At 49.4% G+C, this 13,983-nt stretch carries 14 protein-coding genes; 12 read left to right on the forward strand and 2 right to left on the reverse strand.

Annotated features, from left to right (window positions below; all coding sequences use genetic code 11):
* Positions 1 to 219: 219 nt before the first annotated feature.
* The 9 genes from sufC (at position 220) to BLQ88_RS10115 (ending at position 6,981) form a co-directional block, all read left to right on the forward strand.
* A complete protein-coding gene (gene sufC, locus BLQ88_RS10075) occupies positions 220 to 978 on the forward strand; it encodes a Fe-S cluster assembly ATPase SufC (protein WP_090148888.1) in 759 nt (252 codons plus the stop codon).
* A 57-nt stretch (positions 979 to 1,035) separates the two neighbouring features.
* On the forward strand, positions 1,036 to 2,355 hold the full coding sequence (gene sufD / locus BLQ88_RS10080) for a Fe-S cluster assembly protein SufD (protein WP_090148890.1): 1,320 nt from the start codon (positions 1,036 to 1,038) through the stop codon (positions 2,353 to 2,355).
* Positions 2,356 to 2,448: 93 nt separating this feature from the next.
* Positions 2,449 to 3,675, forward strand: coding sequence for a cysteine desulfurase (locus tag BLQ88_RS10085; RefSeq protein WP_090148891.1), 1,227 nt, complete (start codon positions 2,449 to 2,451; stop codon positions 3,673 to 3,675).
* Between the two features lie 45 nt (positions 3,676 to 3,720).
* A complete protein-coding gene (locus tag BLQ88_RS10090; protein ID WP_090148893.1) occupies positions 3,721 to 4,101 on the forward strand; it encodes a DUF5618 family protein in 381 nt (126 codons plus the stop codon).
* A 75-nt stretch (positions 4,102 to 4,176) separates the two neighbouring features.
* Positions 4,177 to 4,557, forward strand: a complete 381-nt coding sequence (locus BLQ88_RS10095; protein WP_090148895.1) for a DUF5618 family protein — start codon at positions 4,177 to 4,179, stop codon at positions 4,555 to 4,557.
* 13 nt (positions 4,558 to 4,570) lie between these two features.
* Positions 4,571 to 4,999: a SufE family protein gene (locus BLQ88_RS10100; RefSeq protein WP_090148896.1), complete on the forward strand. Its 429-nt coding sequence runs from the start codon at positions 4,571 to 4,573 to the stop codon at positions 4,997 to 4,999.
* Between the two features lie 21 nt (positions 5,000 to 5,020).
* Complete coding sequence (locus BLQ88_RS10105; RefSeq protein WP_019944321.1) at positions 5,021 to 5,332, forward strand: SUF system Fe-S cluster assembly protein; 312 nt, start codon at positions 5,021 to 5,023, stop codon at positions 5,330 to 5,332.
* 33 nt (positions 5,333 to 5,365) lie between these two features.
* Positions 5,366 to 5,794 (forward strand): BrxA/BrxB family bacilliredoxin, encoded by a 429-nt coding sequence (locus tag BLQ88_RS10110; protein WP_090148898.1) that lies wholly within the window; start codon positions 5,366 to 5,368, stop codon positions 5,792 to 5,794.
* Between the two features lie 77 nt (positions 5,795 to 5,871).
* Positions 5,872 to 6,981, forward strand: coding sequence for a vWA domain-containing protein (locus BLQ88_RS10115; RefSeq protein WP_090148899.1), 1,110 nt, complete (start codon positions 5,872 to 5,874; stop codon positions 6,979 to 6,981).
* 168 nt (positions 6,982 to 7,149) lie between these two features.
* Here BLQ88_RS10115 and BLQ88_RS10120 read toward each other — a convergent pair whose 3' ends face one another.
* Entirely contained in the window at positions 7,150 to 9,630 is a 2,481-nt protein-coding gene (locus BLQ88_RS10120) for a PIG-L family deacetylase (protein WP_090148900.1), read from the reverse strand.
* Positions 9,631 to 9,661: 31 nt separating this feature from the next.
* Positions 9,662 to 10,288 carry a 4'-phosphopantetheinyl transferase family protein gene (locus BLQ88_RS10125; RefSeq protein ID WP_090148901.1) on the reverse strand — a complete coding sequence of 209 codons (627 nt, stop codon included), beginning with the start codon at positions 10,286 to 10,288 and terminating at the stop codon, positions 9,662 to 9,664.
* A gap of 58 nt (positions 10,289 to 10,346) precedes the next feature.
* Here BLQ88_RS10125 and BLQ88_RS10130 point away from each other — a divergent pair, with 58 nt between their 5' ends.
* Genes BLQ88_RS10130 through BLQ88_RS10140 form a run of 3 tightly spaced genes read left to right on the forward strand, consistent with a single transcriptional unit; the run spans position 10,347 to position 13,967 of the window.
* Positions 10,347 to 12,032: a C45 family autoproteolytic acyltransferase/hydrolase gene (locus BLQ88_RS10130; RefSeq protein WP_090148903.1), complete on the forward strand. Its 1,686-nt coding sequence runs from the start codon at positions 10,347 to 10,349 to the stop codon at positions 12,030 to 12,032.
* A 36-nt stretch (positions 12,033 to 12,068) separates the two neighbouring features.
* On the forward strand, positions 12,069 to 13,319 hold the full coding sequence (gene flxY, locus BLQ88_RS10135) for a flexirubin biosynthesis putative acyl-CoA ligase FlxY (protein ID WP_090148904.1): 1,251 nt from the start codon (positions 12,069 to 12,071) through the stop codon (positions 13,317 to 13,319).
* Between the two features lie 33 nt (positions 13,320 to 13,352).
* The gene (locus BLQ88_RS10140; protein ID WP_090148906.1) at positions 13,353 to 13,967 is read left to right on the forward strand and encodes a hypothetical protein; all 615 of its coding nucleotides are present in this window, start codon (positions 13,353 to 13,355) and stop codon (positions 13,965 to 13,967) included.
* Positions 13,968 to 13,983: the final 16 nt, after the last annotated feature.

The following is a 13,983-nucleotide window of genomic DNA, read 5'->3' on the forward strand; positions in this document are numbered from 1 at the left end:
TTCTTCGGGAATTAAAAACCGGCCTTTCTTCAACCCGTTTATTCTCTGACCGTTTGAGGCATAAATATCGCCCCGGCGGGAACATCCTGCCACTTAAAAAGGTTGTACAAAATGAGTGGCCCGGAGTTTAAGACATTGACGCTCATTTTCATTTACGGCTAATGCGTATTACTTTTGCGGGAAATTACCACGAACTATCTTTTAAGTATAAATACAGTTATGCTCTCTATTAATGACTTGCGTGCCTCCATTGAAGGTAAGGAAATATTAAAAGGCATCAATCTGGAAGTAAAGCCGGGTGAAGTGCATGCAATTATGGGGCCCAATGGTTCCGGTAAAAGTACTTTGGCTTCGGTGTTGGCAGGACGGGAAGAATACGAGGTTACTGGCGGAAGTGTAGTTTTTGACGGAAAAGATATACTTGAACTGGCTCCCGAAGAGAGAGCTGCGGAAGGTATTTTCCTCGCATTCCAATATCCGGTGGAAATTCCGGGCGTTACGACCATCAACTTCCTGAAAACGGCTGTTAACGAAATCCGTAAATATAAAGGCGAAAGCCCGCTGGACGCTGCGCAATTCCTGAAAATGGTGCGTGAAAAAGCGAAACTGGTAAGCATGAACGATTCATTGCTGAAACGCGCATTGAACGAAGGTTTCTCGGGCGGTGAGAAAAAACGTAACGAGATTTTCCAGATGGCGGTCCTCGAACCGAAACTGGCGATCCTCGATGAAACCGATTCAGGATTGGATATCGATGCGTTGCGCATTGTAGCCGAGGGTGTTAACTCACTCCGTTCACCAGAGCGCTCTACCATCGTGGTAACGCACTACCAGCGCCTTTTGGACTACATCGTACCGGATTATGTACACGTTTTGTACAAAGGCCGCATCGTGAAATCCGGACCGAAGGAGCTTGCACTCGAATTGGAAGAAAAAGGTTACGATTGGATTAAAGCGGAAGTTGAAGCGGTAGGTTAAGCGACAGGCACATTGTCCATTTAAACTTAACCCAAACAGCACCATACCCCAACATCGATGAGTACCGAGACCATAGATTTAAAAACCAGACTGATCACTGATTTTCACGCCCGCGAGGCGGTGATGAACGGTGAGGCGTCTTCTGAATTCCACCAGAAAAAGCGCGCGGGACTGGCCCGTTTTGAGCAATTAGGCTTCCCGTCCATCAAGCACGAGGAGTGGAAATATAGCAATGTAAGGGACCTGATCAGTGTTTCTTACGATTTCAATGCCGACAGCTCCATCGGCCTGGCCGAGCTGGAAGACCTGAAAGTACCTGCGCAGGAGGCCAATATCCTCTATTTTGTGAATGGCCGCTACAATGCGGAGCTTTCGACTATTATTTCTCCGGTCGAAAAGATCACGATCAGCTCACTTTCGGAAGCATATAAAAACGATCCTGCGAAAGTGGCGTCGCATTTCAACGAGCTTACCAAAGACGCTGAGGATGCATTCACCGCATTGAACACCGCATTTACACAGGACGGCGTGTTTATCCATATTCCTGATAACCAGTCGGTAGAGCACCCGATCATCCTGCGTTTCGTGAGCGATGCGCGTGAGAAAAATGTGGGCAGCCAGCCGCGGAATATCATTTCGGTAGGCAAAAACGCGCATGTGAAACTCGCGGAAGCGTTCAGAACATTGGGCGATCAGCGTTCGTTCACGAATGCCGTTACCGAAATCCACGTGGCCGAAGAAGCCAACGTTCAATATTATAAAGTGCAGAACGAGAGCGAGAATGCTTACCACGTGGGTACCACGCAGGTGAGAATGCTCGACCGCTCGCATTTCTACGCAGGTACCGTCACGCTGAATGGCAAGTTCACGCGCAACAACCTGAATATCGTCCTCGACGGCGAGCATTGCGACGCGCATATGTACGGACTTTATTTCCCGGATGGTTCGCAGCATGTTGATAACCATACGGTTGCGGATCACCAGAAGCCAAATTCGGAAAGTAACGAGTTGTATAAAGGTATTTTGCGGGATAAATCGAAAGGGGTTTTCAACGGAAAAATCTTCGTTCGTCCGGATGCGCAGAAAACGAATGCATTTCAATCTTGCAAAAACATCGTGCTGTCACCCGACGCGACGATGAATACCAAGCCGCAGCTGGAAATTTTCGCTGACGACGTGAAGTGCTCGCACGGTACCACCACCGGGCAGATCGACGAGGAAGCGTTGTTCTACATGCGCTCGCGCGGGATCTCGCAGCCGGAAGCCATGTCGCTTTTGATGTTCGCATTCTGTGCCGACGTCGTTTCGCAAATCAAGATCGATTCGGTTCGTGAATACCTCGAAAACGTGATCACAAAGAAGCTGGCTTCGAAATAGCTTTTAACAGGTTTCATTACCTGAATTAATACATTTCCTGGTACCCAACCGCCATTTTTGGGGTTGGGTATTTTTCTTAAATGACGAATCACAATGAGCCACAACCTCAATATCGCATCCATCCGCAACGACTTCCCGATCCTGAACGAAGTCGTGAATGGCAAACAACTCGTCTATTTCGATAATGCGGCAACCACCCAGAAGCCACGGTTGGTACTGGACGCGCTGGCGGGTTATTATGAGCATTACAATGCCAATATCCACCGCGGCATTCACCATCTGGCCGAGAAAGCTACCTCGGCATTCGAGCAGTCGCGGAAGCGTTTGCAGGCATTTTTGAATGCGGAACATTCGGAGGAGATCATTTTTACTTACGGAACTACCGATGGTATCAACCTCGTAGCGTCAGCCTATGGTCGTAAATTTTTGAAGGAAGGCGATGAAGTGATCATTTCGACGATGGAGCACCATTCCAACATCGTGCCCTGGCAAATGCTTTGCGAGGAGAAAGGCTGCATCCTGAAAGTGATCCCGATCAATGACGAAGGCGAGCTTTTGATGGACGAATACGAGAAGTTGCTGACCGAACGGACCAAATTCGTGTCGGTCGTGCACGTTTCCAATGCATTGGGTACCATCAACCCGATCAAGGAAATCATCGCCAAAGCCCACGCGGTAGGCGCGAAGGTGCTCATCGACGGCGCACAGGCAAGCTCCCACATTCAAATCAACGTGCAAGACCTGGATTGCGACTTTTATTCGCTTTCCCTGCACAAAATCTATGGCCCTACCGGCATGGGTATCCTCTATGGCAAGCGCGATTTGCTGAATGCGATGCCCCCATACCGCGGCGGCGGCGAGATGATCAAAGAAGTAACTTTCGCCAAAACGACCTATAATGAATTGCCTTACAAGTTTGAAGCAGGCACGCCGAATATCGCCGATGTAGTGGCAGCCAAGTTTGCATTGGATTATGTGGATGCATTGGGCAAACCTAACATCGCCGCTTACGAAAACGAGCTGCTGGCATATGCTACCGAAGCTGTGAAGGAGATCGAAGGGCTACGCATTATTGGGCAGGCGAAGGAGAAAGTAAGCGTGCTGTCCTTCGTGATCGACGGCATTCACCACCAGGATATCGGCGTTTTGCTGGACCAGCAGGGCATCGCGGTGCGTACGGGTCACCACTGTACACAACCCCTGATGAACCGCTTCAACATCACCGGAACCTCACGCGCGTCGTTTGCTGTTTACAACACAACCGAGGAGATCGACAAGCTCATTCAGGGCCTGCATAAGGTGAAGCGGATGTTGGGATAATTTTTTAAATTACTGCATTGTTTCATTTTAAACTATATACGCATTATGGACAAGACAGTAGATGAGGCCAAAAGATATGTAAACAACGCGAAGGAGCTGTTGCGGGAAAAAGCAGGTAAGGAAAACGGAGTTTATCGGGACCGAAAATACGTTAGATTGGCTGGGCATGCAGCCTATTTGGGTGTGTTGGTAGCTTTGGACGGACTGTTTCAAGTAAAGAAAGGAACGCGAAAGAGCGTAGAATGGTATCAGGAGCAACTGCGGAAAACTGACAGGAAATTGCTTGATTCGTTCAACGCTGCATATGATACCCTGCATCTCGCAATGGGTTATGACGGCAACATTTCCGCAGATGTTTCAGCTGTGGGAATAACAACGGCTGAAAGTATTATCAACTGGGTTGAGACGCGCACGGCAGAGGCTTGATTTGATTCGTTGGTCAGGGTTTAATATTGACCTGTTTGTAACTTATTAATTCACCATTTCAACTATTCACGCATTATGGAAGACAACTTACAAGAAGCCAGAAGATACCTTAGCAATGCAAAAGAAATGCTTAGGGATAAAGCTTTGAAGGAAGGGAAGTTTTACAAAGACAAAAAATATGTGAAGTTGGCAGGTCACGCCGCGTATTCAGGTGTTCTCATTGCACTGGACAATCTACTCGGAAATAAGGAAGGCGGCAGAAAAAGTGTGGACTGGTATAAAGAACAATTAGCCAAAGTGGATAAAAAGGCGTTAAGCACGTTCAACGGGGCTTACCAGACGTTACATCTCGCAATGAGTTACGATGGCAACATTGTCGCCAATGTTTCTAAATCTGGAATCGAACTCGCAGATTCCCTTATTACCTGGGCGGAAACCCGCACAGCGGCTGCTTAAATAGATTATTACAATGACCATAAACGAAACACAGGACGAACTAATTTCGGATTTTGAATTGTTTGATGACTGGGAGAGCAAGTACGAGTTCATTATCGACCTCGGAAAGCAGTTCCCGCCGTTGGAAGAGCAATACAAGACCGAGGATAATATTATCAAAGGATGCCAGTCGCGGGTGTGGCTGAATGCTTACATGGATGGCGGACTTTTGAAATTTGAGGCGGATAGCGATGCGATTATCGTGCGCGGGCTGGTGAGTATGCTGGTGAAGGTGCTTTCGGGACATACGCCCGAGGAGATTGCCAAATCCGATGTGTATTTTATGGAAAAAGTCGGTTTGCACCAGCATTTGGCACAAACCCGTTCCAACGGACTGGCGGCGATGCTGAAACAAATGAAAGCGTACGGCTTCGCTTATCAGGCCAAATCAGTGAATGCATAACAACTTATTATAGACCTTGCGATGTCAGAGGAAGATTTGAAAGAAGAAGTGATCCGCGCCATTAAGACGGTTTACGACCCGGAAATACCGGTCGACGTGTATGAGCTTGGATTGATATATGATCTGAAAGTGTTTCCGATCAACAATGTATTTGTGTCGATGACGCTGACGTCGCCTTCGTGCCCTTCGGCGGGAACGCTGCCGGGCGAAGTGGAGCAGAAGATACGTGAAGTGGAAGGAGTGAACGACGTAAGCGTGGAGCTGACGTTCGATCCGCCGTATTCGACCGAGATGATGTCCGAGGAAGCTAAGCTCGAACTCGGTTTCATGTAAAATAGTAACAACAACTTTTAAACATTAACATATATGTATCCACCACAATTAGTGGCTCCGATGAAAGCCGAACTGACCAATGTCGGTTTTCAGGATCTGACATCCGCTGAGGAAGTCGATAACTTCATGCAAAACACCAAAGGAACTGCTTTGGTAGTGATCAATTCGGTATGTGGCTGTGCGGCGGGTGCTGCACGTCCGGGTGTGCGCGCGGCGCTGGCAGGAAGCGATGTGAAGCCTGACCACCTGGCAACGGTTTTTGCAGGAGCAGACCTCGAAGCTACCGCTAAAATGCGTGAGTACACATTGCCTTATCCGCCATCTTCGCCAGCCGTAGCGCTTTTCAAAGATGGTGAGCTGATCCATTTCGTTGAGCGTCACCACATCGAAGGCCGCTCAGCACAGATGATCGCCGAACATTTGAAAATGGCTTTCGAAGAATTCTGCACCGAAGAGGCATAATTCAAAAACGATTTAACGACTTGACGGCTACTTTCGATTACATTTGAAAGTAGCCGTTTCTTTTCAACACCTGCGATATGCGAGGACACCGTTTCACGAAATACATTCCGCCCGAGCAAGGGCCCAACAGCAAGTTCGACCAGCTTTTTGATATATTTCAACAACTGCTGCTGATGACTTCGGGCGACGTTTCCGAGGCCATGTCGTGGCTCAGCCAGCTCGACCGCCAGTATAATCTCACCAACGATTCCTACGGCATCGGCGATTTCTTCGACGACCTGAAAAAGAAAGGTTATGTGACCGAAGAGAAGCAGGAAGGGGAGAGCAGGCTCATTATGACGCCCAAAGCCGAGAAAAGCATTCGCAAGAGTGCATTGGACGAGATTTTTGGTAAACTGAAAAGATCCAAATCCGGCGGAAACCACCACACGCCGCACCTTGGCGCGGGGGACGAGCTCACGAGCGATATCCGCGATTTCCAGTTCGGCGACACGCTGGACCAGATTTCCATGACCGAATCGATCAAGAATGCGCAGGTTAACCACGGTATCGGTGATTTTATGCTGATGGAAAACGACCTGGAAGTAGTGGAGCGCGAGCAGAAAACTACTACCGCGACGGTCGTGATGATCGATATCAGCCATTCGATGATCCTCTACGGCGAGGACCGCATTACGCCTGCCAAAAAGGTAGCATTGGCACTCGCAGAGCTGATCAGAACGAAGTATCCCAAAGATTCACTGGACATCATCGTTTTCGGTAACGACGCGTGGCAGATCCAGCTGAAAGACCTGCCTTACCTTGAAGTAGGACCTTACCATACCAATACCGTGGCCGGTTTGGAGCTAGCAATGGACATTCTGCGCCGCAAAAAGACGCGTAACAAGCAAATTTTCATGATCACCGACGGTAAGCCGACGTGCCTGAAAGAAGGTATCCGCTATTACAAAAACAGCTTCGGCCTCGACCGCAAGATCATCAACAAAACACTCACGTTAGCCGCGCAATGCCGCCGGCTTGACATTCCGGTAACGACCTTCATGATCGCAACCGATCCTTACCTGAAACAATTCGTACAGAATTTCACCCAGGTCAACAATGGCCGTGCCTATTACAGCAACTTGCAGGGACTGGGAGGCTTTGTGCTGGAAGATTTTCAGCGGAACAGGCGGAAGAATGTCAAGTAGGGTAGGTGTAGTCAAGTATAGTCAGGTGTGGTCAAGTATTGCGATAAATGGTCAGGGATGTCATGTATTGTCAGATATAGTCATTTGAGAAATTTTCATTTTCTCCTAACGACAGCTGACTATTCCTGACCAAAACCTGACTATTCATGACAATACCTGACAACGCCTTTACCGTTTCGCACCAACCGAAATCATATTCGCGAACAGCCGGTATGCGCCGGTGACGCCTGCGGGGAGCTCGCGGAAGAACGAGAGGCCGGTGTAGATGTAATGTCCCTTGCCATACTGCGCGTAAAGCGTGCTGCCTTCGCGGGCGGGTTCGTCCTTATCGTGGGCGGAAAATAGCGCTACGTAATTCTTTTTATCCCAATCCTGCGCGAAATACAGCCCGCGTTCCTGGATCCAGCCTTCGAAATCTTTCTGTGTGATTTTATTGGGGTAATTCAAAACAGGGTTTTCCGGTTGCAGGAATTGCATTTCCGCATCTTCTTCGGTTACACGCTCGCGTCCCAAAGAGATATCAAACGGCCCGATCTGCTTCACTTTCTGTCCGCCCGGAATGGTGTATTGCACCACCATCGTACCCCCGTTTTTGACATAATCCATCAGTTTTGCCTGGTAATTGTTCAGGTATGCCTCCGTGTTGTACGCACGTACGCCCACGACAATCGCGTCATAAACATTCAGGTCTTTGGCAAGTGCCGCTTCGTTGAGCATGGTAACCTGGCAATCCATTTGACGTAATGCGGTAGGAACATCGTCTCCCGCACCGGCGATGTAGCCGATGTTTTTAGCGGCCACTTTTACATCGATTTTCGCAAGCCTGGCAGCGGATTCGGGAAAAAGTGTCTGACTTGGAATGTGCTGGTAGGCAATCGTTTTTACCGATTTATCATAATTTTTACCGTCCACAATGGCCACTGCCTTGATCACAGCCTCCTGGTTACCCGTCGGCGGTGTGATGATGAACGAGAAATATTGCTGCTGGTATTTGTTGGTCAAATTGAATTCCGCGGATTCAGGTACCGCTTTCCAGCCCGCTGGAATCTCTGGTTTCAAGGTACCTTTCACATTGCTGCGCTGCGCTTCTACGATGATATTAACCGTTTTTGCTTCCATGGATGGGAATATGAAAACCGGCTCTGTAGTGGTAGTGGTAACGAGCGGACGGATCTCAAACGGCCGGTAAATCTCGCCTTCCGCCGGATCGACTGATTTATAAACCCAGGGTTTTTCAAATACAAATTCCTGCCCACCGATCTCGAATTTGTAGCTCGTCTTCGTTTCGGGGCGGTTTTCGGGATAGCCGATATCCTGCTGGTTATCGATCTGAAAAATGCCGCGTTCGATCGGCTTTTCCAGCCAGTAGGGCTGAGTGGTTTTGAGATTAGCCGGTAGCATCGCCTTTTTCTGGAATGCATTCATTTCATTTGCGTTCAATGCAAGGTTCAGGACACTATCCGCCGATTTGCCCGTCCAGCGCATTGAAACGAGTTTTACCGGATAATCCGAGCGCTTCACAATGCCGATATTAATGCGCGCCTCGTCGCCTGCAACGCCCGAAAAATCGTTTGGATTAGTCTCAAACCAAAGCCCTGCGCATTGCTGGATCAGGTCTTTAAGCTCCTCTTTTTTAGCCTTAATATAAATGTTGCCCGTATCCAGCTTGTTCAGTTCCGCATTGATTTTCAATAGCTCCGGCAGGGATGCAGACGGCTTGTTCACGGAGTAATTCTTAATGGCGGCCGTAATGAGCGCATGCACTTTCTCGCTGCCTTTCACGCGTTTCCAGCTCACGTCAATGCCGTCGAAAAGGTTCTTTTGCGCGGGCGTACCCACCTTGTGCAGGAAGTAATCGATGCGCTCACCGCGTTGCGGGGCGCTGCCGAAGCCCTGGCTACGGTGCTGGCTGCGGCTCAATGCAGCAATTTCGGTGTAAGATTTACCTAAAACCGGGTTATAACCACCAATTTCAATGGATATGAACGGGTTCTTCTCTTCGCTCGGGGCTTTGTTGGTGAAGCCGGGTGTGAATGTATTCCAAACGAGCCGTTTGGTCTGCCAGGTTTTGACAAATTTCAGCTGATCGGGGTAAGCTTTCGGGTCGGTGGCGAGGTTGAAACCTTCTTCGGCCAGATATGCCGAGGTCTGGTGATGGCCGTGGCCGGCGCGCGGATCGGGCGGGAAGCGGGTAATGATCACGTCGGGCTGGAACTTGCGGATCATCCACACCACATCGCCCAGCACCTTATCGCGGTCCCAGAATTGCAGCGTTTCGTCGCGGGTTTTGGAAAAACCGAAGTCGTAGGCTCTCGAAAAGAACTGTTGTGCACCGTCGATGCGCCTGGCAGCGAGTAGTTCCTGCGTGCGGATCACACCGATATTGTAGCCCTGCTCGGCGCCGATGAGGTTCTGGCCGCCGTCGCCGCGCGTGAGCGAGAGGTAGCCGGTACGCACGAGCTGGTCTTTCGACAAATAGGAGAGCATCAGCGTGTTCTCATCGTCGGGGTGGGCGGCGATGTAGAGTACGGAGCCCAGTACATCGAGTTTTTTAATGTTTTGGAAAATTTCACTGGACGACAGCGCGGGTGTCTGTGCGAAAAGCCGGGTTGCAAACAGTACGAATGCGAGCGTAAAGAAACGATGCATAACGGGTTAAGGTGGTTGATTTAAGGGCTGGTCAAAGGGTCCAGGTCAGTACATAATCCTCAAATGTATCAAATTGGATCTGTATCGCTTCCGTGAGCTTACCTTTTTGCAGGTTAACCTCAAAATGGCCGTTTTGGTTGCCGGAAAATGCATTAATCGAGATATGTTTTTTCAAATCGATGGAAGCGTCGCCGGCATATTTGAATACCGATTCCTTGGCAGACCAGATCACGTGCATTTGCACATTATCTTCGAGATTAGCCCATTGCAGCTCCCCGTCATTCAAAAAATAGAATGCCCCTTTTGAAATAGAAGGCTTCATCTGCTGAATATCGACGCCCACGGATGCGCCCTCGCGCAGGTATACGCACACGTATTCCCCCGAATGCGACATGGAAATTTCAACAGCTGATCCGATGATATGCGGCTTGCGTTCCGGATCGTACCCGATCACCGCATTTTGGCCTGACATTTCTTTCAGTAACACCCTGCAAGCCAGCCATTCCTGTTTTCGCTTCTCCTTCGAAATGCCTTCAAAAGTGGCCATTTCAGGGGCCGTCAAATCCAGCATTGCGAGCAAATCTTCCCAAGGTTCCGCCATGCGCCAAATGCCCAGTTTCGATACCGGTGAAATGCTTTTTATAGAAACGATGCCCATTTATTGCTAATTTTGATATCAGATGGAGCGTCCCTAATGCGCCTTTCTGCTGATTTTTATGTGGCCCAAAAACAAAGTCCTGCGTTCCGCACTCAAAGTATTTGCTATTTTCTTTCTGGTTATCGGAATACTCTTCGGATTGTTCCTGTGGCGCATCCGCGTACCTAAGCCGGAGCTTGAAAGTACTAAAACTGTCGAAAGTTACAAACGCGAGAAAGTGGGGGAGAACCACTACCGCGTGGGCAACAACTGGCTGCGGAAGAACAAGCACGGTATCTGGGAAATGTACCTGGAAGGCGCGCCGTACGAGCGGGGGGTCATTTACGGCATCCTCGCGCAGGAGTTGATGGAAAAGCAGGAGGTACATTTTGTAGGTCAGATTAAGGAAATGATCCCGAGCGCGATGTTCCTGCAAGTGCTGAAAGGCTTTGTAGGCTGGTTCAACCGCGACATTTACAAATACATTCCCGAAGAAAACCAGCAGGAGATCTACGGCGTTTCGCAGTCGTTTTCGGATCAGTTCAATTACATAGGCCCGAAATATTACCGCATTCTCAATTACCATGCGGCGCACGACATCGGCCACGCATTGACGGATCTGAATATGGTAGGCTGTACCTCGTTCGCCGTCAACCATTCGCTCACCAAGGACTCCACATTGCTCATTGCACGAAACTTCGATTTCTACATGGGCGATGCATTTGCCGAAGACAAGCTGATCGTCTTCATGAACCCCGACAAAGGCTACAAATTCGCTTCCTACGCGTGGGCGGGGCTGACGGGCGTGGTTTCGGGGATTAATGAGAAAGGCATTACGGTGACTTTAAATGCTTCAAAATCAGATATTCCGTTCGCCGCGAAAGAGCCTATCTCGATTTTGGCACGGGAAATACTCCAATATGCGGGTACCATCGAGGAAGCCCGGAAAATTGCTGCTAAAAGCGAGACGTTCGTTTCGGAATCGTTGTTAATCGGCTCGGCTGCGGACGATAAGGCGGTGATCATCGAGAAATCGCCTCAGAAAATGGATATCTACGATTCCGGCAAAGATGCGCTGGTGTGCGCCAATCACTACCAAAGCAATGCATTCGTGAAAGATTCGGTGAATATCAATAATATCAAAGACACGGATTCAAAAGCTCGTTTTGACCGCATGACGCAGCTTATGGGCCGCGCTTACCCGATGGACGTGAACCAGGCCGCCGGCATTCTGCGTGATCAAAAGGGTGTGGATGATAAATTCATCGGTTACGGCAATTCCAAACTGCTCAACCAGCTCATCGCGCACCACGGCATTGTTTTCAAACCTGCTAAAAAGGAATTCTGGATTTCAGCGCCGCCGTACCAGCTCGGCGAGTTTGTAGGTTATGATTTAGATCAAATTTTTGCGCAAAAGGGTCATTTCGAATCATTTGACTCGCTGGGTATCGACCGCGATCCGTTCCTGGAATCGGCCGATTATAAAAAGTTTGAAGCATTTAAATCAGTGAGGCAGAAAATCACTAAATATGTGATGCTGGACACGCCGCTTTCGCTGACACCGCAGGACGAGCAGCATTTCATCTCGAACAATGCGCAGAGTTACCTTCCGTACTTTTTCCTCGGCGAGTATCATCAGAAGAAAGGCGATTTCAGCAAAGCGATCGGCTATTACGAGCAGGCGTTGCAACACGAAGTTTCTTCCCTGAATGAGGAAAATTCGATCCGGGAACGCATTGCCGAAAGCAAGCAGGGCAAACATTAATGCCTTATTGATATTCCATACCAACCTTTGAATGCCATGAGTCCCGAAACACAGCAGCCCGCATTGCAGCAGCTCTTGTTGCACGTGTCGAACTATTCGAATTATTATAAGCGCATTTTCCACGAGCATAACATCAATGTAGACGCGATCAAAACCGCTGCCGACCTGGCGCAGTTGCCGTTTACGACCAAAGACGACCTCGCGCAATACAACGACGATTTCCTGTGCGTGCCCAAAAGCCGCATTACCGATTTCGTGACCACTTCGGGCACGTTGAGCGACCCGGTGGCTTTCTACCTCACCGATTCGGATGTGGAAAGACTGGCGACCAATGAAGCAGCCTCATTTCAATGCGCGGACGGCTCTGAAAACGATATTTATCAATTAATGACGACGATCGACCGCCGTTTTATGGCCGGTCTCGCGTACTGGATGGGTGCGCGCAAAATGGGTGCGGGCATGATCCGCGTGGGCCCGGGAGCGCCTTTCCTGCAATGGGAGTCGATCCAGCGGTTTTCGCCGACGGTAATTATTGCGATCCCCTCATTTATCCCGCGGCTGATCGATTATGCGATTGCCAATGAAATCGATTTCGCCGCTTCGAGCATCAAGTCGATCATTTGCATCGGCGAACCTATCCGGAATCCTGATTTTACTTATAATGAATTAGGTAAGCGCATTACTTCACAATGGGACGTGAAACTGTATTCGACCTACGCTTCTACCGAAATGGGTGCGGCATTTACCGAATGCGGCGAAGGCAAAGGCGGGCATTTAAATCCGGATTTACTCATCCTGGAAGTGGTCGATGACGAAGGTAATGCGGTGAAAGACGGCGAACTGGGAGAGGTGGTAGTAACCACGCTTGGTGTAGAGGGTATGCCGCTGCTGCGCTACAAAACCGGCGACCTTTGCAATGTGTATTACGAGCCTTGCACCTGCGGGCGCACGAGCCCACGCCTGGGCCCGGTCGTGGGCAGGAAGCAGCAGATGATCAAATTCAAAGGCACGACCATCTTCCCACCGGCGCTTTTCGATGTGCTGGATGCCGTGAAGGAAATCGATTTGTACCAGGTAGTCGTATCTAAAAACGAGTTCAGAAACGACGAGATTACCGTAGTGTTACCGATGCAATTGCAGACTTCCGCATTCAAGGAAACCATGCATTCTTTGTTCAAATCGAGGCTCCGTGTGTCGCCTGCATTAACTTTCGTAACCGCTGACGAACTAACTTTCCGGATCTACAAGCAGGAGAAGCGCAAACCTGAAAAATTGATCTATATTTGAACCCTCTGTTACCATAAAAATAAAATTACTGTCATGAAAAAGTTCATTTACGCGTCTGCAATGGCCATTTCGTTCCTCGCCGCAGATGCAGCCGTTGCCCAGCGCGTCGATCTCCGCTCAGGGGATGTGAGTGTGTTGTCGGGGCAAAAAACCGTCAATGTAGAATACGATTATTCGGAGTTTGGTGTAGGTAAATTTGCTACCGAGCAGGAGTACCTCGATAAGAAATCGGCCGAGTACAATGCGAAGGAAGCCGGCAAAGGCGATACCTGGAAAAAGGCCTGGGTTGAAGACCGCAAGGCACGTTACGAGCCGAAGTTCGAAGAGCTGTTCAACAAAGGCTTGGCCGACAAAGGCATTACCGCTGTAACGGCCCGCCCCGATGCGCAGTATACCCTTATTGTGAAGACCAAATTCGTCGAGCCCGGTTTCAACGTGGGCGTAATGCGCAAGAATGCATATGTGGATTTCGAGGTCGATCTCGTAGAATCTGCCAACAAATCGAATAAAGTTGCTGAAATCGGCATGAGAAATGTTCCGGGCGGCCAGTTCGGCGGTTTCGACTTCGATACCGGGGTGCGCATTGCAGAATCTTACGCGAAAGCGGGCAAATCCCTGGCGGCGTTCGTGGATAAAAAACTGAAATAAATCAACCGTTCCTAAT

It is taken from the genome of Dyadobacter soli (assembly GCF_900101885.1).
In the GTDB taxonomy this organism is placed as follows: domain Bacteria; phylum Bacteroidota; class Bacteroidia; order Cytophagales; family Spirosomataceae; genus Dyadobacter; species Dyadobacter soli.

What these genes read in the sequence shown, in the direction of transcription:
- flxY (WP_090148904.1), top strand. Translation starts at nt 12,069, where the DNA reads ATGAGTCCCGAAACACAGCAGCCCGCATTGCAGCAGCTCTTGTTGCAC.
- BLQ88_RS10125 (WP_090148901.1), bottom strand. Translation starts at nt 10,288, where the DNA reads ATGGGCATCGTTTCTATAAAAAGCATTTCACCGGTATCGAAACTGGGC.
- sufC (WP_090148888.1), top strand. Translation starts at nt 220, where the DNA reads ATGCTCTCTATTAATGACTTGCGTGCCTCCATTGAAGGTAAGGAAATA.
- BLQ88_RS10110 (WP_090148898.1), top strand. Translation starts at nt 5,366, where the DNA reads ATGTATCCACCACAATTAGTGGCTCCGATGAAAGCCGAACTGACCAAT.
- BLQ88_RS10095 (WP_090148895.1), top strand. Translation starts at nt 4,177, where the DNA reads ATGGAAGACAACTTACAAGAAGCCAGAAGATACCTTAGCAATGCAAAA.
- BLQ88_RS10100 (WP_090148896.1), top strand. Translation starts at nt 4,571, where the DNA reads ATGACCATAAACGAAACACAGGACGAACTAATTTCGGATTTTGAATTG.
- BLQ88_RS10130 (WP_090148903.1), top strand. Translation starts at nt 10,347, where the DNA reads ATGTGGCCCAAAAACAAAGTCCTGCGTTCCGCACTCAAAGTATTTGCT.
- sufD (WP_090148890.1), top strand. Translation starts at nt 1,036, where the DNA reads ATGAGTACCGAGACCATAGATTTAAAAACCAGACTGATCACTGATTTT.
- BLQ88_RS10115 (WP_090148899.1), top strand. Translation starts at nt 5,872, where the DNA reads ATGCGAGGACACCGTTTCACGAAATACATTCCGCCCGAGCAAGGGCCC.
- BLQ88_RS10140 (WP_090148906.1), top strand. Translation starts at nt 13,353, where the DNA reads ATGAAAAAGTTCATTTACGCGTCTGCAATGGCCATTTCGTTCCTCGCC.
- BLQ88_RS10090 (WP_090148893.1), top strand. Translation starts at nt 3,721, where the DNA reads ATGGACAAGACAGTAGATGAGGCCAAAAGATATGTAAACAACGCGAAG.
- BLQ88_RS10120 (WP_090148900.1), bottom strand. Translation starts at nt 9,630, where the DNA reads ATGCATCGTTTCTTTACGCTCGCATTCGTACTGTTTGCAACCCGGCTT.
- BLQ88_RS10105 (WP_019944321.1), top strand. Translation starts at nt 5,021, where the DNA reads ATGTCAGAGGAAGATTTGAAAGAAGAAGTGATCCGCGCCATTAAGACG.
- BLQ88_RS10085 (WP_090148891.1), top strand. Translation starts at nt 2,449, where the DNA reads ATGAGCCACAACCTCAATATCGCATCCATCCGCAACGACTTCCCGATC.